Below are 17660 nucleotides of genomic sequence, written 5' to 3' on the forward strand. Positions count from 1 at the left end.
CCCGGCCTGCCTCTGCAAGCCGGGCTTTTTTGTGGCTGACAGCTTCATAGCACCGGAATTCACTGGCCGGGTTTGCCTACGGCAGACTGTGGCCGGATAATCTACCAATCTGCCCAACCCACAAACCAAAGGAAACCCCCGCTTCATGCAAACCTATCTGGTAGGCGGCGCCGTTCGGGACAAACTGCTTGGCCTTGAGGTAAAAGACCGCGACTGGGTCGTTGTGGGCAGCTCGCCAGATGAAATGCGAGCGAAGGGTTTCAAACAGGTAGGCGCCGACTTCCCGGTGTTCCTGCACCCGAAAACCGGTGAGGAATATGCCCTGGCCCGCACAGAGCGCAAGCAGGGCCGGGGTTATCACGGGTTTACCGTGTACAGCGCGCCGGATGTCACGCTGGAGCAGGATCTGAAGCGCCGCGATCTGACCATCAACGCCATGGCAGAGACCGAAGATGGCCAGCTGGTCGACCCCTTCCATGGCTATGCAGACCTGCAGCGGAGAACACTTCGGCATGTGTCGGAAGCCTTCGCTGAAGACCCTCTGCGCATTCTCAGAACGGCCAGATTCGCTGCTCGCCTGCAACCTATGGGCTTTACCATTTGCCAGCAAACCACGGCGCTGATGCGCACCATGGTTAACGATGACGAACTGGCAGACCTGGCCCCGGAAAGGGTATGGCAGGAGGTGCAACGCGCTCTGCACGAACAGGCCCCTGGCGTATTCTTTGATGTACTCAGAGAACTGGGCGCGCTGGACCGGTTGATTCCAGAGCTGGCAGACACACACACTTTCCGCAACGGGCTGCAGGGCCTTCATTGCGTTCATTGCCGAGGCGGCACCACCGCCCAGCGATTTGCCGCCCTGCTCTGTTCGGTACCGGAGCCGGCGGCACTAAGCCGCGCAAAAGCGATGAAAAGCCCCAACGATTGCCGAGAGATGGCGCACCTCGTCTGCCTGTTCACGCATCGTCTGGCCGATCATAAAGCCCGGGCAACCACACCGGAAGAAGCCATGGAGTTGCTCGATCAGGCCGACATCTGGCGCCGGGCCGACCGCTTCGAACAACTGATCGACACGTTATCCTGCACCACCAGCGCTGAATTGGCGGAGTTTATCGTGGCACTGCGTAACGCGGCTAAAGCGGCTCTGGATGTCCGCCCACAAGCCCTGATCAAACAGGGCTTCAAAGGCAAGGAGCTGGGCGCTGCAATCCGTAATGAGCGACTGCAACGTATCACGCAGGTACTAACTCAATAACCTAGAGGAAATAGCCATGACAGCGCCTGTCGCTCTGATCACCGGTGCGGCTCACCGGCTTGGTGCCCGCACTGCAGAAACCTTGCATGCTCGCGGCTGGAACGTGGTTATTCATTATCGCTCGCGGGCAGACCAGGCTCAGCAGCTGGTCGACAAACTGAACCGGGAACGTGCTGATTCTGCGACGTCTGTGCAAGCAGACCTGAACAACACTGGCCAGATCGCTCACCTGGCCAGGGCTGCCTGCCAGCAATGGCAGAGACTGGATGGCCTGGTCAACAACGCTTCGGTGTTTTATCCCCGGGCAACCGAGGCGTCAACCGAAGACGACTGGGAGGCCATTATGGGGGCAAACCTTAAGGCGCCTTTCTTCCTGCTCCAACACTGCCTGCCAGAGCTGAAAAAATCGGCCGGTGGCGTCGTCAACCTGATCGACATCTATAGCGAAAAGCCTCTGAACGACCACCCTCTGTATTGCGCCAGCAAAGCTGGCCTGGCCGCGCTGACCCGATCCTGGGCGAAAGATCTCGCGCCACTGATCCGGGTTAACGGGGTATCGCCGGGCGCGATTCTCTGGCCCGAAGGTGGTGCCGAAGTCAACCAATCCCATCAACAGGCCATTCTCGACAAAACGCCGCTGGCTCGTACCGGCAATCCGGATGACATTGCCGGCGCCATTGCCTACCTGTTGTGTGACGCGCCCTTTGTTACCGGACAAATTCTGTCGGTCGACGGCGGCCGCAGTCTCAACATGTAACCACGGCACAGCGACAACCCGACCTTGGTGGTTTTGGCGCGCACTCGCTTTCCCGCTACAATGCTCCCATTATGAACATGCCGGCAGGCCAACTTCAGAGCCTGCCCATAGCGACGGAGATTTCCCATGCGTGATGTTGTGATTGTTGCCGCAAAACGGACCGCCATTGGTAGCTTTGGTGGTGGCCTGTCCAGCCTGCGGGCAGACCAGCTTGGCGCTGCTGTGATCAAAGCGCTGATAGAAGAAACCGGCGTCGCGGGCGAGCAGGTCGGCGAAGTTATCCTGGGCCAGGTACTCACCGCCGGTAGCGGTCAGAATCCGGCTCGCCAGGCGGCTATTCACGCTGGCCTGCCCGCGTCTGTGCCCGCCATCACCATCAATAAAGTGTGTGGCTCCGGCCTGAAAGCCGTGCACATGGCGGTTCAATCCATCCAGTGTGGCGATGCCGAAATGATCATTGCCGGTGGCCAGGAAAGCATGAGCCAGGCCCCGCACGTACTGCCTAACAGCCGCAACGGTCAGCGCATGGGTAACTGGACCATGATCGACACCATGGTCAACGATGGCCTGTGGGACGCCTTCAACGATTACCACATGGGCATCACCGCCGAGAACATCGTCGACAAGTACGGCATCAGCCGGGAAGAGCAGGATGAATTCGCCGCTGCGTCTCAGCAGAAAGCCGTCGCCGCTCAGAATGCCGGGTACTTTGATGGTCAGATTGTGCCGGTCAGTATTCCCCAGCGCAAAGGCGATCCGCTGATTGTCAACAAAGACGAATGCCCTCGAGATGGCGTCAGCGCTGAGGGTCTTGGCAAACTGCGCCCGGCTTTCAAGAAAGACGGCTCGGTCACCGCCGGCAACGCCTCATCGCTGAACGATGGCGCAGCTGCGGTCATGGTATGCAGTGCCGACAAAGCCAAAGAGTTGGGCCTGACCCCACTGGTCACCATCAAAGCTCACGCCAGTGCCGGCGTTGACCCCTCCATCATGGGTACTGGCCCGATCCCCGCCAGCACACGCTGTCTGGAGCGAGCCGGCTGGTCCGCTACCGATCTGGATCTGATTGAAGCCAACGAAGCCTTCGCCGCTCAGGCCATCTCGGTCAACCGCGACATGGGCTGGGATACCAACAAAGTGAACGTAAATGGCGGCGCCATCGCCTTGGGCCATCCAATCGGCGCTTCTGGCTGCCGCATCCTGGTCAGCCTGCTGCACGAGATGGTGCGCCAGGACGCCAAGAAAGGCCTGGCCACACTGTGCATCGGCGGCGGCATGGGTGTTGCCCTGGCCGTTGAGCGCTAAAGCAGGTGCTTCACGTTGTACTCTACGAGCCGGAAATACCGCCAAACACCGGCAATATCATCCGGCTGTGTGCCAACACCGGCTGTCGGTTGCATCTGATCGAACCTCTGGGTTTTTCCCTCGAAGACAAGCAGATGCGCCGGGCGGGGCTGGATTACAGCGAGTACGCCAGCGTGAAGACCCACCCGAATTACGCCAGCTTTATGGCGTCCGAACAGCCTGCGCGGCTGTTCGGGCTCACCACCAAAGGAACGCGCCACTACCATGAAGTGGCCTTTCAGGACGGCGACTATCTGATGTTCGGGCCAGAAACCCGAGGCCTGCCGGTTAATGTGCGCGAAGAGCTGCCACCAGAGTGCCGCCTGCGGGTACCCATGCAGCCCGAGAGTCGCAGCCTCAACCTGTCCAACACAGCTGCTCTGGTGGTTTACGAGGCGTGGCGTCAGCTAGGATTCACCGGCGCGCTCTGAGTTCAACAAACAAGACACAAAAAACCGGCCTTGGCCGGTTTTTTGTGTCATCAAAGCAGGCTGTCAGCAGCTGCTCAGTGAGTTTGCTCTTCTTTTGTTTCGCCTGCGGCTTCTTCCTGCTTGCGCTTGAGCGCCTGGGCGTAGATCGCGTCAAAGTTCACCGGCGCCAGCATCAGTGCCGGGAAGCTGCCCTTGTTAACGATACCGTCGATGGCTTCACGGGCGTAGGGGAAGAGAATGGTCGGGCAATAAGCGCCCAGCATCTGGCCTAGCTGCGGGCCTTCAATTCCAGACACCATGAATACGCCGGCCTGCTGGATTTCGACGATGTAGGCAACCTTTTCACCCATTTTTGCCGTGACCGTCAGGGACAACACCACTTCATACTGGTTGTCGCTGATTTTGTTGTGGGCGGTGTTCAGATCCAGGTTTACCTGAGGCTTCCACTGCTCCTGAAAAACCGTCGGAGCATTCGGGGACTCAAAAGACAGGTCCTTCACATAGATACGCTGAAGGGCAAACTGGGGTTGGTTCTGGTTTTCGTTGCCTGCGGCTTGCTGATTCTCAGCCATGATCAGTCCTTTCGTTCTCGTAGTATGGGCGAGGCCCGTTGTTATCGTCACGTGCGCCGGAACAGTCTACTTCCAGGTTCCGGGCGGTAATATGAAACAGTGCGTCAGATCGCCAATCAGATCAAGCCCTGTTACTTTTTCACCAGGGGCAGATTACTGGCTTTCCAGTCTGCAATACCACCGTTCAGCCGCAGCACATTGGTATAACCCTCGGCATTGAGTTGCTTGACCGCCATCGCAGAATGCTGCCCCATCTTGTCAGCCACAATAATCTGCTTTTCCTTAAACTTGCTCAATTCATTGGCACGGGTTTTGATGCTGTTCAGCGGAATATTAACAGAACCCGTAATCCGACCCTCACCGAACTCCTTGCGGTCACGGATATCCACCACCACCGCCTCATCTTTATTGATCAGTGATACCGCACCTTGAGCCGAAATCTTGGTTCCCCCCCGGCGCGACTCCAGCACCAGAATCGCAATCAGAAAGGCCACGAACAGTGATACCAGAATGTAGTGATTAACAACGAATTCAAACAAACGGTCCATGCAACTACCCTGAAAATTGGTTTGGCCGGATTATACACACCCACGCGCGGTCAAAGAAGGCAAGCTAAACCGCGTGGCCTGCGCAAATGAAAACGGTTACAATCTGAGCCCTCTTTGATCTTGTTACTTCGCAACCAACCGGACGAAATAATGACCGAGACGCGCAAGCCCACTGCACTGATTATTCTCGACGGCTGGGGCCATCGTGACCCGGCTGAAGATAACGCCATCTCCAATGCCCAAACCCCGTTCTGGGACAAGCTCTGGCAGAACCAGCCCAAAACTCTGATCAATACCTCCGGCATGTTTGTGGGATTACCTCAGGGCCAGATGGGCAATTCGGAAGTTGGCCACATGAATCTCGGCGCCGGCCGGGTGGTGTATCAAAGCCTGACGCGGATAGACAAAGACCTCGAAGACGGCCACTTTCAGAGTAACGAAGCCCTGTGCACCGCCATCGACAAAGCTGTTGCCAACAACAAGGCCGTACACATCCTTGGCCTGTTGTCGCCCGGCGGTGTTCATTGCCATGAAGATCACATGCTCGCTGCCGCCGAACTGGCCGCCAACCATGGCGCCAAAGAAGTCTATATTCATGCCTTTCTGGACGGCCGCGACATGCCACCGCGCAGTGCCGGGCCGTCTCTGGAAAAAGCCGCTGCAAAAATGAAACATCTTGGCGTTGGCCGGGTCGCCACGATTGTTGGCCGTTATTTTGCCATGGACCGCGACAACCGCTGGGACCGTGTAGAGTCTGCTTACAACGCCATGACACTGGGCGACACCGAGTTTAGTTTTGAAGATCCGATCGTCGCACTCGAGCACGCTTACGAGCGTGGCGAAAACGACGAGTTCGTCAAAGCCACCCGCATTCGCGCTGAAGGCCAACCGGAAGGCACCATAAACGATGGTGACGCGGTATTGTTCATGAACTTCCGCGCAGACCGTGCCCGGGAAATGACCCGCACCTTCGTAGACAAGGGTTTTGACGGCTTCGATCGCCGCAAACATCCCGAACTGGCTGACTTCGTGATGCTCACCGAATACGCCGCCGACATCAAAACTTCCTGCGCCTACCCGCCGGAGCAACTGACCAACGGCTTGGGCGAATATGTAGCCGCCATGGGCAAAACTCAGTTACGGATTTCCGAGACTGAAAAATACGCCCACGTCACCTTCTTCTTTAATGGGGGCATGGAAACCCCGTTTGCCGGTGAAGACCGGATTCTGGTGCCGTCACCAAAAGTAGCGACTTACGACCTGCAGCCAGAGATGAGCGCACCAGAGGTAACCGACAAACTGGTCGAAGCCATCAAGAGCGGTAAATACGACCTGATTATCTGCAACTACGCCAATGGCGATATGGTTGGCCATACCGGCAAGCTGGACGCTGCTATCAAGGCGGCGGAATGCCTAGACCAGTGCATACAGCGCGTAGTCGACGCTCTGGATGAAGTCGGTGGCGAATCACTGATCACCGCCGACCATGGCAACTGTGAGCAAATGACAGATCCTAACTCCGGCCAGGTCCACACCTCGCACACCATCGGCCCCGTGCCGCTGGTATACACAGGCCCTCGCAAAGTCACTCTGAAAGATGGCGGCAGCCTGTGCGACATTGCGCCCACCCTGCTGACCCTGATGGGAGACAAGCCGCCGCAGGAAATGACCGGGCACAGCCTGGTAATCACAAACTGATCCGGCTGCGATCAGACATGCTGATGCGCATTGCAGCAATGGCCCTGGCCCTCATCCTGGGGGCCACGCTCGCTCATGCCGGGCAAGACGTTACCCCGGCCCAGGTGGACGCGCTGAAAAAGCGCATTGCCAATATTGACAAGTGGCTGGTCAGCGCTGAAAGAAGCCGCTCGGATCTTGAAAAGCAGTTGGTTGCGAACGAACGCCGCATCAGTGAACTGACTCGCGAACGCCGCAATCTGAGAGCTCAGGCCGACGAGCAACAGCAGCAGCTGACCGAACTGCAGAAACAGGAAAACGAACTCGCGACAACACTGGAACAGCAACGCGAGGGCCTGAAAAAACAAATCCGCGCTGCCTGGATGGAGGGCGACGCCCCCGCCCTGAAGATCCTGCTCAACGAAATCGAGCCCGGCATGATCGCTCGCACCATGACCTATTACGAGTACCTGAGCCGGGATACGGTTGGGCGCCTAGAGGCCTTTCAAGCCAGCCTCAGGGAATTGAGAGCGGCCAGGGCTGCGGTTCAAACCAGCCGTGTAGAGTTAGCGAAAACCGAAGCGAGCCTGGAGCAGCGTCAGCAACAGCTGGCAGATACCAGAAAAGAACGCGAAAAGACCCTGACCGCCCTGAACGCCGACATACGCAACCGCCGCGGCGAAAGAGACGATCTGGACGCTGACCGAAAGCGCCTGGAGAAGCTGCTCGAGGAAGTACAGCAAGCCATCGCCAGCATACCTGCCCCCAACGAATCCAGGCCATTCAAGTCTCTTCGCAACAATCTGCCATGGCCCGCCAAAGGTCGTGTCGTCAGCAACTACGGCGCTGCCTATGCCGAGGGCAAATTACGCCGTAACGGCATCATCATGAATACCCAGGAAGACGCCGAAGTTAAAGCCATACACTACGGGAGGGTGGTTTTCGCCAACTGGCTCCGGGGGTTTGGTCTGATGACCATCATAGATCACGGCGATGGATACCTGACACTCTACGGCCATAGCAGCAGTCTGTTTACCGCGCCAGGAGACTGGGTAGCCGCCGGCGAAACCGTCGCTCTGGCCGGTCGCACCGGCGGCACAGACGACCCGGCGGTCTATTTTGAAGTGCGCCAGAACGGCAAACCGGTCAACCCCCGCAGCTGGCTTGGCAAACCCTGAAGCAAAGGGCTGACAAACGGCCTGTCGAGCGCCATACTGTCTTGAACATCAGCCAGTCCAACTTGCGGAAACACAACAGGATATGTGAATGAAACGGGTCAGAAGTACACACCAGAACTCGCCACTGCGTTGCATTGCCTTGATCGCCTGTTTTTTTGCCGCTTCGTCCCTGGCATGGGCACAAGACCAGGACGCACAGACCCAGCAGATCCTGGATAGCATTCAGAACGGCGAACGGGTTCAGATTCAACTGCCTGATCCAGAAGAACAGTTACCTCTGGACGACCTGAGAAAATTCACCGAGGTCTTCAGTCGCATCAAAGCGGCCTACGTTGAGGAGGTTTCGGACCGAAAATTACTGGAAAGCGCCATCAAGGGCATGCTCTCCGACCTGGACCCTCATTCCACTTACCTCGCTCCGAAAGATTACGAAGAGCTCGAAGAAAGCACCTCCGGTGAGTTTGGCGGCCTGGGCATCGAAGTGGGCATGGAAAATGGCTTCGTGAAAGTGATCGCGCCTATCGACGATACCCCTGCGCAGCAAGCAGGCGTCCTGGCTGGCGACCTGATCATCAAGCTGGGCGAAAAACCGGTCAAGGGCCTGTCGCTTGAGGAAGCCGTCAAACTCATGCGCGGTAAACCCGGCACCGTGCTTACCCTAACCATCATGCGGGACGGTGAAAGCGGCCCCATCGAAATTGACGTAACCCGTGCCATCATTAAAGTCACCAGCATCAAGTCCCGGATGATCGAAAATGGCTACGGCTATGTTCGCATCACTCAGTTCCAGGCCGAAACCGGCCGTCAGTTCCGGCAAGCATTGTCCGCACTGGAAGAGCAGCACGGCAGCGAACTGGACGGACTGATTATCGACGTTCGCAATAACCCGGGCGGCATTTTGCAGGCGGCGGTTGAAACCACCGATGCGCTGCTGGACGAAGGCCTGATTGTTTACACCGAAGGCCGTGTTCAGAGCTCACGCCTTCGCTTCAGCGCCAAGGCCGGCGACATAATGGAAGGCACACCGATAGTGGTTCTGATCAATGGTGGCTCAGCATCCGCCTCTGAAATCCTGGCCGGTGCTCTGCAGGATCACGGTCGCGCAGTGATCATGGGCACCCAGTCGTTCGGCAAAGGCAGTGTACAAACCGTTATTCCTCTGGACGAGACCCACGCCATAAAAATGACCACGGCCCGTTACTACACTCCTGAGGGCCGTTCAATTCAGGCCACAGGCATCAAGCCCGACATCGTCGTTCGCCCGGCAGAATTGACCGAACTGGACGGCCGGCCATTCTTCACAGAGGCTGACCTGAGCGGTCACCTTCGAGGTGATAACGAAGACGGGGACCGTGACGAGCAAGTGCCAGATACCGAAACCCGGTCCTCTGCTGCAGAACGTGATTACCAGCTTCGTTCTGCTCTGAACCTGCTTAAAGGCATGAACATTCTTAACCGTAGAGAGCAGGGCAAACGTCAGTGAACTGTGTGAAAACACTGGTACTACTTGCTGGCCTGATTGCCAGTCCGGCAGTGCTGTCCGCAGGGTCCGCCAGCGAACAGTACCCGCCAACCATTGCCATCATTATTGACGACATGGGCCACAATCGTTACGAGGGTGAACGGCTGGCGCAGATGGATCAGCCGCTGACGCTGGCCTTTCTGCCCTACCTGAGGCACACCGTTCCTTTAGCCAAGCTGGCTTACCAGCAGAACAAGGAAATCATGCTGCACGCTCCCATGGCCAACACTCGCAACTTTGGCCTTGGCCGTGGGGGACTGACCCCCGACATGGACGAAGCCACGCTGACCCGAACCTTGAGGCGTTCACTCCAGTCAATCCCTCACGTGAGCGGTGTTAACAACCACATGGGCAGTCTGCTGACCCAGCAGTTGCAACCCATGGACTGGGTGATGAAGGAGCTTTACCGATACCCGGTGTATTTTGTTGACAGCCGTACCATCGCCAACTCGATCGCAGGGCAAGTGGCACAGGCCTACCAGATTCCCAGCCTGACCCGGGATGTCTTTCTGGATCATGAACAAACCGAAGAGTTTGTGGACCAGCAGTTCCAGCTTCTGATCAAAACCGCCAAAGAAAAAGGCACTGCCATCGGCATTGGCCACCCCCATAAGGTGACCGTGGACTATCTGGAGAAGCACTTGCCGAAACTGGATGAACAGGGCATTGCCGTGGCGACTGTGAGCGGCATCTGGGCCATGCGAAATGGCAACCGGGAGATGTTTGCGGAAGGAGAAAAGCAACCGGTGGCGCTGTCTGTTGCCCAAAGTAACAAAGACTAGTCTTAGCCACGAACACCCACGGACACGCCAAAAATCCTTTAGTCCCGAACTTCGATACCCTGTGCCTTCATAAAGGCCTTGGCCTCGGGAATGGTGTGCTGGCCAAAGTGGAATATAGACGCTGCCAGAACGGCATCGGCACCACCCTGAGTAACGCCATCGGCCAGATGCTGCAGCTCACCCACACCACCTGAGGCAATCACCGGTACCGCCACGGCATCGCTGATCGCACGGGTCAGTCCCAGATCAAAACCGATCTTGGTGCCGTCACGGTCCATACTGGTCAGCAGCAGTTCACCCGCGCCCATCTCCACCATCTTGCGAGCCCACTCCACCGCATCCAGCCCGGTCGGCTTGCGGCCGCCGTGGGTGAAGATTTCCCAGCGGGGTTCTTCGCCTTCTGCACTCACCCGTTTGGCGTCAATAGCCACTACAATGCACTGCCGGCCAAAACGCTCCGCTGCTTCTTTCACGAATTCCGGATTAAAAACCGCTGCCGTATTGATCGATACCTTGTCAGCGCCGGCATTGAGCAGCTTGCGGATATCGTCCACGGTGCGCACACCTCCGCCCACCGTCAGCGGAATAAACACTTCGGCCGCCATGCGCTCGACGGTTTCGTAGGTGGTGTCGCGGCTTTCGCTGCTGGCGGTGATGTCCAGGAAGGTGATTTCGTCTGCACCCTGCTCGTTGTAGCGGCGGGCGACTTCTACCGGATCGCCGGCGTCACGGATATCCACAAAGTTGACGCCTTTAACCACGCGGCCTTTGTCGACGTCCAGACAGGGGATGATGCGTTTTGCCAGTGCCATAATACGACCTCAGTCTCGCAGGCTGTCGCAGAAAGCCTGGGCTTCCGCAACGTCCAGGGTGCCTTCATAAATGGCGCGACCGGTAATAGCACCGATCACGCCTTTGTCGGCTACGGTGGCCAGGCGCTTGAGATCATCCATGTTGGTGACGCCGCCAGAGGCAATCACCGGAATACCACCCTCCTCTGCCAGCTTTGCTGTCGCCTCTACGTTCACGCCCTGCATCATGCCGTCGCGGGCGATGTCGGTGTAAACGATGGAAGACACGCCGTCGTTGGCGAAGCGTTTGGCCAGGTCTACCGCCATGACTTCAGAGACTTCGGCCCAACCGTCGGTGGCTACGCGGCCGTCTTTGGCGTCCAGGCCAACAATGATGTGACCGGGGAATTCTTTGCACATTTCGGTGACGAATTCAGGCTCTTTGACGGCTTTGGTGCCGATGATCACCCACTGTACGCCGGCTTTGAGGTAGGCTTCGATGGTTTGAGCCGAGCGGATGCCACCGCCGATCTGAATGGGCAGATTCGGGTATTTTACGGCAATGGCTTTGACGATTTCGCCGTTGACCGGTTCGCCGGCGAAGGCACCGTTGAGGTCGACCAGGTGCAGGCGGCGGGCGCCGGCGTTGACCCATTTGGTGGCCATGTCTACGGGGTCGTCACCGAATACGGTGGAGTCTTCCATGCGGCCCTGGCGGAGTCTTACGCATTTGCCGTCTTTGAGATCGATAGCGGGGATAATCAGCATTTTGTTCTTCCTCGGAGTTTGCCGTCTGGGAGATGGCCGCCCGCCCACTGCTACGGGGAGAGCCCTCCGGGACACGCTGTGAATACGTTCGTGTACGCTTGACTGCAGCATCCCTGCTGCAGACAGTCCCGGAGGGCTCTCCCCGCATCAGCGGGCTACTCGTTTCTTGCCCGCAACATCATCCGAGCAGCAACGAACGAGTTTCTCCCTTAGCTTTTTCCAGTCCAGTTCGTGAAGTTTTCCAGCAACTGCAGGCCTGCCCGGGCACTTTTCTCCGGGTGGAACTGCGCTGCAAATATATTGTCCTTTGCCACCGCTGCCGCCAGGTCAACGCCATAGCGGGTGCGGCCGGCCATGTCGGCGTTGCCTTCGGCTTCGGCGTAGTAGCTGTGCACAAAGTAGAAGCGGTCGCCGTCCGGGATGTTGTGCCAGAGCGGGTGGTCTGCGGTGTGATACACCTGGTTCCAGCCCATGTGGGGCACTTTCAGGCGTTCGCCGTTTTCGGTCAGGTTGTCACCGAAGTAGCGGACTTCCGACGGGAACAGGCCAATGCCTTCCACGCCCCCGTTTTCTTCGCTGCGGGCCATCAGGGCCTGCATGCCGACGCAGATGCCGAGGAACGGGCGGTCCCGGGAGACTTCTTTGACGAGTTCAACCACGCCCAAACGGTGCATTTCGGCCATGCAGTCGCGGATGGCGCCAACGCCGGGCAGGATCACACGGTCGGCTTCGCGGATTTTGGCGGCATCGTCTGTGACCAGTACGGTGCAGTCCGGGGCCACGTGCTCCACGGCCTTACGGGCGGAATGCAGGTTGCCCATGCCGTAGTCGATGATGGCGACGGTCTTCATGGTGGATCTGTTCCTTTCGGTGACCGGTTACAGGGCGCCTTTGGTAGACGGAGTAATACCCGCCATGCGCTCGTCCATTTCAATCGCCATGCGCAGTGCGCGGCCGAAGGCTTTGAACACGGTTTCGATCTGGTGATGGGTGTTCTTGCCCTTCAGGTTGTCGATGTGCAGGGTCACCATGGAGTGGTTGACAAAGCCCTGGAAGAACTCCCCGAACAGATCTACGTCAAAGCCACCCACGCTGGCGCGGGTGTAGGGCACGTCCATGAGCAAACCTGGGCGGCCAGAGAGGTCGATGACCACGCGGGACAGTGCTTCGTCCAGGGGCACGTAGGCGTGGCCGTAACGGCGGATACCTTTTTTGTCACCAACAGCCTGCTTGAAAGCCTGACCCAGGGTGATGCCGATGTCTTCCACGGTGTGGTGGTCGTCGATGTGCAGGTCGCCCTTGCAGGTGATGTCCAGGTCTACCAGGCCGTGACGGGCAATCTGGTCCATCATGTGGTCGAGAAAGGGCACACCGGTATCAAAATTGGCGTTGCCTGTGCCGTCGAGGTTGATCTCGACAGAAATCTGGGTTTCAAGGGTATTGCGCTCTACCCGTGCCTTGCGTTCAGCCATGGAGACTCCGTTGTAAAAACTGGCTTGATACCGAAATACTGAATACGGCGATTATACCCATTTAAACATCCAGAGTCCCGCAACGGGATCAATCACCCCGATAGCTCAGAACGCCTTCTTGAGGTTGCTCATGTAAGTGTCAACCAGGCTGTTGAACTCGTGCTTGATGACCGGGCTGATGGCCAGTTTGAGCAGGCTGGGCAGAGGCACCGTCAGCTGGGCGTTGGTTTGGAAGCGCACCTTGGTGGCGCCATCACCGTTGGCGGTAATGGTCCAGGCACCACTGACAACGCCATTGCCTTCGCCTTTCACCGGTGTCCAGGTGATCTTGCCGGCATCTTTGTCTGCGTGGTAGGTACAGGCATAGACCGATTGGATGGCGTGTTTGTCGACACCCACTTTCTCCATTTCCCAACGGTAGGCATTGCCGCCCAGGTCGATCAGCTTATCGACTTTCGGAAAGTGGCTGGCAGACCGGGGAACATCTGCCAGCAGATCGAATACTTCGTCATAGCCTGCCGGAATCTCAATATCCCGGTTTAGCTCAATCGATACGGTAATGGCCACAGCCAGCTCCTTTTTATGCTTATTTGCGCTTATTAATGCAAGCCAGAGTTATCGTCTGACTTCTGGACAAGGTGTATTTTGACCCAAGACTAACGCATTGTCATATTCCTACGCTGTTAATTTACTAACCCTGCGTTATCCTTTGGGTTATTCACCCGAAACAAGACAGGCACCCCACCCTGCCGGGAAGACAAGGAACTCGTACCATGAAAGTTATCCGCTATGCGCTTTACGCCGTGATCGCCCTGATTGTACTGGCCATCGCGGCTGTTGCCATTGCTGTTGCCGTGATCAATCCGAATGATTACAAACCCCAGATTGAGGCCGCGGTTGAGAAGCACACCAACCTCGACCTTATCCTGGAAGGCGACATTGGCTGGTCTTTTATTCCACTGGGCCTTGAGCTGAACAATGTCGAGGCCACTCTGGAAGGCGAGCGGCTGGTTGCGCTGGAGCGCCTGGTCGCCCAGATCGATTTCTGGTCGCTGATTGCCATGGCGCCACGGGTGAATACCTTCCTGCTGGATGGCCTGGATGCGCGGCTGGTGGTGAACGAGCAAGGCGAGGGTAACTGGACGCGAATCATGCCCGAAGGTGAGCCCTCTGAAACCGCCGAACAGGCCGCCGCTGAACCCACAGAAACCGCAGAAGACACTGGCAGTGGCGAGATGCTCGACTTTAACGTTGAGAACATCGAAATCACCAACGCCCGGGTTCACTACAACGACCTCAGCACCGGCCAGTCCGTGACCCTGGAAGATTTCACGGTTTCCGCCAGCAACATCACCCTGGGCTCCGAGTTCCCCCTCGATATTCGCTTTAAGGTGGAAACCGCCCAGCCTCAATTTGCCGTTGATGGCAGCATCAGCGCCCGTGTGAACGCCAATCAGGCCCTGAACGAATTTGCAGTATCCGGCCTCAAGGCTGTCTTTGACATGAACGGCGAACCGTTTGGTGGCAAATCCGTGAAGGCGGAAGTGGCCGGCTCGCTGCTGGCCAACCTGGAGGAAGAGACCGCTTCCCTGAACGACTTCACCGCCAGCCTGGCCAACCTGAAGCTAAGCACCAACCTGAATGTTAGTGGTTTTGGCGATCAGCCAGCACTGGATGGCCGCCTGGAGATTGCCAGCTTCTCGCTCAAGCAACTTCTGAGCAATCTGGGCCAGCCGGCAATAGAGACCCAAGACCCGGATGTGCTCAAGGCCATCGCGCTATCCACCAACCTGGGTGGCCAACCCGGCACCGTTGCCCTGAGTGACCTGAAAATCACGCTGGATGACACCACCTTCAATGGCGGTGGCAGCTACAACCTTGCCAACGGCGGGCTGACCTTCAACCTGCAAGGCGACAAGATCAACGCCGACCGATACCTGCCGCCAGCCTCCGATGAAGAGGAAGCTGCTCCGCAGCAAACCGCCGAAGCCAGCCCGGAGGGCGATCTTCTGCCACTGGAAACCATCCGCGACCTGCTGTTGGATATCGATTTTGGCCTGGGCGAACTGATCATCAGCAATCTGACCATTAACGAGATCAAGGCCAGCACCACCGCCAAAGACGGCCTGCTGCAAGTGGACCAGTTCAGCGGCAAGCTCTATGACGGTAGCTTCGGCGCCAACGTCACCATTGATGCCCGCACCGACAACCCTAAGTGGCGGGTTCGCTCCGACGTCAGCAACGTGAAAACCTTGCCTCTGCTCACCGATCTTGCCGAGGTCGACATGCTGTCCGGCGCGGCCAATCTGAAAGTGGCCGTCGACACCAACGGCAATCGCATTTCAACCCTGCGCAACAACGCCAATGGCGAGATCAGCTTTAATCTGGCTGAGGGCATGCTGCGCAATATGAACCTTACCCGCATGGCTTGCCAGGGCATTGCGCTGGCCAACCAGGATTCCCTGAGCACTGCGGACTGGGGCGAGCACACTCCGTTCAACGATATGCGCGGTACTCTGAAAATTGATGGCAACACCCTGAACAACACAGACCTGGTTGCCGCACTGGCCGGCATGCGCCTGGAAGGCAATGGCACCGTAGATATGGAACAGAGCCTTCTTGACTACGAACTGGGCCTGCGCATTGTGGGCGACATCCACCGCGACAACGCCTGCCGGGTAACTGAATACGTTCAGAACGTGGTGATCCCTGTAGAGTGCCGTGGTAATTTCGTGGAGAACCCTGCTGGCCTGTGCTCATTTGACGGATCACGCTTCCGCGACACGCTGAAAGATATCGCAGCCAATGCCGCACGAGCCCGCGTTCAAGAAGAAACCGACCGCGCCAAGCAGAGGGCGGAAGAGCGGGCTCGCGAAGAAATCGACAAGCGCCTGGGTGAAGACGGTGACCGCGTTCGGGATGCAGTACGAGGATTGTTCAACCGATGAGCGACCGGTTCGCCGATCAGTTACTGGCATGGTACGACCAACACGGCAGGCATGACCTGCCGTGGCACCACAACCGCAACGCCTACCGGGTGTGGGTCTCTGAAATCATGCTTCAGCAGACCCAGGTCACCACCGTGATCCCCTACTTCGAAGCCTTCATGGCGAGCTTTCCTGATGTTCAGGAACTGGCCACCGCACCGGAAGACGATGTGCTCAGCCACTGGTCTGGCCTTGGCTACTATGCCCGCGCCCGCAACCTGCACAAAGCCGCCAAACAGGTGGTTGAGGAATTCGGGGGCGAGTTCCCCTGCGATCAGGAACAACTCGAACCCCTCACCGGCATTGGCCGCTCAACCGCTGCGGCCATCATCGCCCAGGCGTTCGGAAAGCGAGCCGCCATTCTGGATGGCAACGTAAAACGGGTTCTCGCCCGCTATCACGCCGTACCCGGCTGGCCGGGGCAAACCTCGGTGCTGAATACACTCTGGGAACACGCCGAAGCCCACACGCCCGATGACCGGGCCAGAGACTACACTCAGGCCATCATGGACCTGGGCGCCATGGTCTGCACTCGCAGTAAACCGGCCTGCAACACCTGCCCAATCAGCGATGGCTGTGCAGCCAGGGCCCGCAGCGAGGTAACGCTCTACCCTGGCTCGAAACCGAAAAAAGCCAAACCGGAAAAAACCACCTGGATGCTGATTCTGGAAGACGGCGAGGGTCGCATCCTGCTGGAGCGCCGGCCACCCAGCGGCATCTGGGGCGGCCTGTGGAGCCTGCCAGAGCTGGACCCGGCTTACGGCTCGGAAGAACTGCAGGATGCCTGCGAGAAAGCACTGGGCATCACCTGCCAAAACCCGGACCTGATCAGCGGCTTTCGCCATACGTTCAGCCATTACCACCTGCATATCCAGCCCGCACGAATGCCCGTCATCGACGTATCCGGCATTGCTGATTCCGACCGGCACCGCTGGCTGCATCGCGATGAAGCATTGTCTTTGGGTTTACCTGCCCCCATTCGCACCCTGCTGACAGAACCGGAGCAAACCACCCTGCTCTGAATCCTGCAATTGCAGATGCTCAAGTCACACTCGGAACTGATCTGTTATCATTCGCCAAACTGAACATCAACACAGGAGCCGCCATGAGCCGCACCGTATTCTGCCGCAAATACCAGAAAGACCTGGAAGGACTGACCATGCCGCCCATGCCGGGCCCCAAAGGCCAGGACATCTACGAGAACATCTCCAAGCAGGCCTGGGACGAATGGCAACACCAACAAACCATGCTGATTAATGAAAAGCACCTGAGCATGATGGACCCGAGCCACCGGAAATACCTGCAAGCCCAGATGGGACACTTCTTTAATAATGAGCCTTTCGACAAGGCTGAAGGCTACGTACCACCGGAAAAATAGCCAGGTTGATCAAGGTCTGTACAGCCGCAAAATCTTTGAGAATATTTTTACCGGCCAGCCTTGACTCCCAAACCCTAAACCGGTTTAATAGCGCCCCGTTGAGGTACATAGCCCAACACGCCCGGATAGCTCAGTTGGTAGAGCAGAGGATTGAAAATCCTCGTGTCGGTGGTTCGATTCCGCCTCCGGGCACCA

General features: G+C 57.7%; 18 protein-coding genes and 1 tRNA gene. 12 read left to right on the forward strand and 7 right to left on the reverse strand.

The genetic code is table 11. The features are described 5' to 3' along the window. The first annotated feature begins 145 nt into the window (after positions 1-145). The 4 genes from IBX51_RS08740 (at position 146) to trmL (ending at position 3790) form a co-directional block, all read left to right on the forward strand. Positions 146-1258 (forward strand): multifunctional CCA tRNA nucleotidyl transferase/2'3'-cyclic phosphodiesterase/2'nucleotidase/phosphatase, encoded by a 1113-nt coding sequence (locus IBX51_RS08740; protein WP_291830765.1) that lies wholly within the window; start codon positions 146-148, stop codon positions 1256-1258. 16 nt (positions 1259-1274) lie between these two features. Beyond that, positions 1275-2015, forward strand: coding sequence for a pteridine reductase (locus IBX51_RS08745; RefSeq protein ID WP_291830766.1), 741 nt, complete (start codon positions 1275-1277; stop codon positions 2013-2015). Positions 2016-2141: 126 nt separating this feature from the next. Then, positions 2142-3320, forward strand: a complete 1179-nt coding sequence (locus IBX51_RS08750) for an acetyl-CoA C-acetyltransferase (RefSeq protein WP_291830767.1) — start codon at positions 2142-2144, stop codon at positions 3318-3320. A 5-nt stretch (positions 3321-3325) separates the two neighbouring features. Then, positions 3326-3790: a tRNA (uridine(34)/cytosine(34)/5-carboxymethylaminomethyluridine(34)-2'-O)-methyltransferase TrmL gene (gene trmL, locus IBX51_RS08755; RefSeq protein ID WP_291830768.1), complete on the forward strand. Its 465-nt coding sequence runs from the start codon at positions 3326-3328 to the stop codon at positions 3788-3790. 74 nt (positions 3791-3864) lie between these two features. Here the strand turns inward: trmL and secB are convergent, their stop codons facing one another. Together secB and IBX51_RS08765 are read right to left on the reverse strand one after the other, a co-directional pair. Continuing rightward, positions 3865-4362: a protein-export chaperone SecB gene (secB, locus tag IBX51_RS08760; protein ID WP_291830769.1), complete on the reverse strand. Its 498-nt coding sequence runs from the start codon at positions 4360-4362 to the stop codon at positions 3865-3867. A 131-nt stretch (positions 4363-4493) separates the two neighbouring features. Next, on the reverse strand, positions 4494-4910 hold the full coding sequence (locus IBX51_RS08765) for a rhodanese-like domain-containing protein (protein ID WP_291830771.1): 417 nt from the start codon (positions 4908-4910) through the stop codon (positions 4494-4496). Positions 4911-5060: 150 nt separating this feature from the next. Here IBX51_RS08765 and gpmI point away from each other — a divergent pair, with 150 nt between their 5' ends. The 4 genes from gpmI to IBX51_RS08785 all read left to right on the forward strand — a co-directional run bounded on the left by gpmI (position 5061) and on the right by IBX51_RS08785 (position 10069). Beyond that, a complete protein-coding gene (gene gpmI / locus IBX51_RS08770) occupies positions 5061-6608 on the forward strand; it encodes a 2,3-bisphosphoglycerate-independent phosphoglycerate mutase (RefSeq protein ID WP_291830772.1) in 1548 nt (515 codons plus the stop codon). A gap of 17 nt (positions 6609-6625) precedes the next feature. Further along, the gene (locus IBX51_RS08775; protein ID WP_291830773.1) at positions 6626-7765 is read left to right on the forward strand and encodes a peptidoglycan DD-metalloendopeptidase family protein; all 1140 of its coding nucleotides are present in this window, start codon (positions 6626-6628) and stop codon (positions 7763-7765) included. Positions 7766-7853: 88 nt separating this feature from the next. Beyond that, entirely contained in the window at positions 7854-9248 is a 1395-nt protein-coding gene (locus IBX51_RS08780; RefSeq protein ID WP_291830774.1) for a S41 family peptidase, read from the forward strand. 32 nt (positions 9249-9280) lie between these two features. Beyond that, the gene (locus IBX51_RS08785; RefSeq protein ID WP_291830786.1) at positions 9281-10069 is read left to right on the forward strand and encodes a divergent polysaccharide deacetylase family protein; all 789 of its coding nucleotides are present in this window, start codon (positions 9281-9283) and stop codon (positions 10067-10069) included. Between the two features lie 38 nt (positions 10070-10107). Here IBX51_RS08785 and hisF read toward each other — a convergent pair whose 3' ends face one another. The 5 genes from hisF to IBX51_RS08810 all read right to left on the reverse strand — a co-directional run bounded on the left by hisF (position 10108) and on the right by IBX51_RS08810 (position 13667). Continuing rightward, complete coding sequence (gene hisF, locus IBX51_RS08790) at positions 10108-10881, reverse strand: imidazole glycerol phosphate synthase subunit HisF (RefSeq protein ID WP_291830775.1); 774 nt, start codon at positions 10879-10881, stop codon at positions 10108-10110. 9 nt (positions 10882-10890) lie between these two features. Continuing rightward, positions 10891-11628 (reverse strand): 1-(5-phosphoribosyl)-5-[(5-phosphoribosylamino)methylideneamino]imidazole-4-carboxamide isomerase, encoded by a 738-nt coding sequence (gene hisA, locus IBX51_RS08795; protein WP_291830776.1) that lies wholly within the window; start codon positions 11626-11628, stop codon positions 10891-10893. Positions 11629-11837: 209 nt separating this feature from the next. Next, positions 11838-12479 carry an imidazole glycerol phosphate synthase subunit HisH gene (hisH, locus tag IBX51_RS08800; RefSeq protein WP_291830777.1) on the reverse strand — a complete coding sequence of 214 codons (642 nt, stop codon included), beginning with the start codon at positions 12477-12479 and terminating at the stop codon, positions 11838-11840. Between the two features lie 27 nt (positions 12480-12506). Continuing rightward, positions 12507-13100, reverse strand: coding sequence for an imidazoleglycerol-phosphate dehydratase HisB (gene hisB / locus IBX51_RS08805; RefSeq protein ID WP_291830778.1), 594 nt, complete (start codon positions 13098-13100; stop codon positions 12507-12509). A gap of 105 nt (positions 13101-13205) precedes the next feature. Continuing rightward, the gene (locus IBX51_RS08810; protein WP_291830779.1) at positions 13206-13667 is read right to left on the reverse strand and encodes an SRPBCC family protein; all 462 of its coding nucleotides are present in this window, start codon (positions 13665-13667) and stop codon (positions 13206-13208) included. 206 nt (positions 13668-13873) lie between these two features. Here IBX51_RS08810 and IBX51_RS08815 point away from each other — a divergent pair, with 206 nt between their 5' ends. From IBX51_RS08815 to IBX51_RS08830, 4 genes are all read left to right on the forward strand, one after another. After that, positions 13874-16048, forward strand: a complete 2175-nt coding sequence (locus tag IBX51_RS08815) for an AsmA family protein (RefSeq protein WP_291830780.1) — start codon at positions 13874-13876, stop codon at positions 16046-16048. Continuing rightward, on the forward strand, positions 16045-17109 hold the full coding sequence (mutY, locus tag IBX51_RS08820; protein ID WP_291830782.1) for an A/G-specific adenine glycosylase: 1065 nt from the start codon (positions 16045-16047) through the stop codon (positions 17107-17109). The genes IBX51_RS08815 and mutY overlap by 4 nt, the downstream gene beginning before the upstream one ends. A gap of 83 nt (positions 17110-17192) precedes the next feature. Continuing rightward, complete coding sequence (locus tag IBX51_RS08825) at positions 17193-17465, forward strand: oxidative damage protection protein (protein ID WP_291830784.1); 273 nt, start codon at positions 17193-17195, stop codon at positions 17463-17465. Between the two features lie 119 nt (positions 17466-17584). Further along, positions 17585-17660 (forward strand) — tRNA-Phe (locus IBX51_RS08830).

This window comes from Marinobacter sp., from assembly GCF_014859525.1.
Taxonomy (GTDB): domain Bacteria; phylum Pseudomonadota; class Gammaproteobacteria; order Pseudomonadales; family Oleiphilaceae; genus Marinobacter.

Coding starts and splice junctions, on each gene's coding strand:
- hisH (WP_291830777.1), bottom strand. CDS start 12,479: ATGAAGACCGTCGCCATCATCGACTACGGCATGGGCAACCTGCATTCC.
- IBX51_RS08750 (WP_291830767.1), top strand. CDS start 2,142: ATGCGTGATGTTGTGATTGTTGCCGCAAAACGGACCGCCATTGGTAGC.
- IBX51_RS08775 (WP_291830773.1), top strand. CDS start 6,626: ATGCTGATGCGCATTGCAGCAATGGCCCTGGCCCTCATCCTGGGGGCC.
- IBX51_RS08765 (WP_291830771.1), bottom strand. CDS start 4,910: ATGGACCGTTTGTTTGAATTCGTTGTTAATCACTACATTCTGGTATCA.
- IBX51_RS08825 (WP_291830784.1), top strand. CDS start 17,193: ATGAGCCGCACCGTATTCTGCCGCAAATACCAGAAAGACCTGGAAGGA.
- IBX51_RS08745 (WP_291830766.1), top strand. CDS start 1,275: ATGACAGCGCCTGTCGCTCTGATCACCGGTGCGGCTCACCGGCTTGGT.
- IBX51_RS08780 (WP_291830774.1), top strand. CDS start 7,854: ATGAAACGGGTCAGAAGTACACACCAGAACTCGCCACTGCGTTGCATT.
- gpmI (WP_291830772.1), top strand. CDS start 5,061: ATGACCGAGACGCGCAAGCCCACTGCACTGATTATTCTCGACGGCTGG.
- IBX51_RS08815 (WP_291830780.1), top strand. CDS start 13,874: ATGAAAGTTATCCGCTATGCGCTTTACGCCGTGATCGCCCTGATTGTA.
- hisF (WP_291830775.1), bottom strand. CDS start 10,881: ATGGCACTGGCAAAACGCATCATCCCCTGTCTGGACGTCGACAAAGGC.
- secB (WP_291830769.1), bottom strand. CDS start 4,362: ATGGCTGAGAATCAGCAAGCCGCAGGCAACGAAAACCAGAACCAACCC.
- hisA (WP_291830776.1), bottom strand. CDS start 11,628: ATGCTGATTATCCCCGCTATCGATCTCAAAGACGGCAAATGCGTAAGA.
- mutY (WP_291830782.1), top strand. CDS start 16,045: ATGAGCGACCGGTTCGCCGATCAGTTACTGGCATGGTACGACCAACAC.
- IBX51_RS08740 (WP_291830765.1), top strand. CDS start 146: ATGCAAACCTATCTGGTAGGCGGCGCCGTTCGGGACAAACTGCTTGGC.
- hisB (WP_291830778.1), bottom strand. CDS start 13,100: ATGGCTGAACGCAAGGCACGGGTAGAGCGCAATACCCTTGAAACCCAG.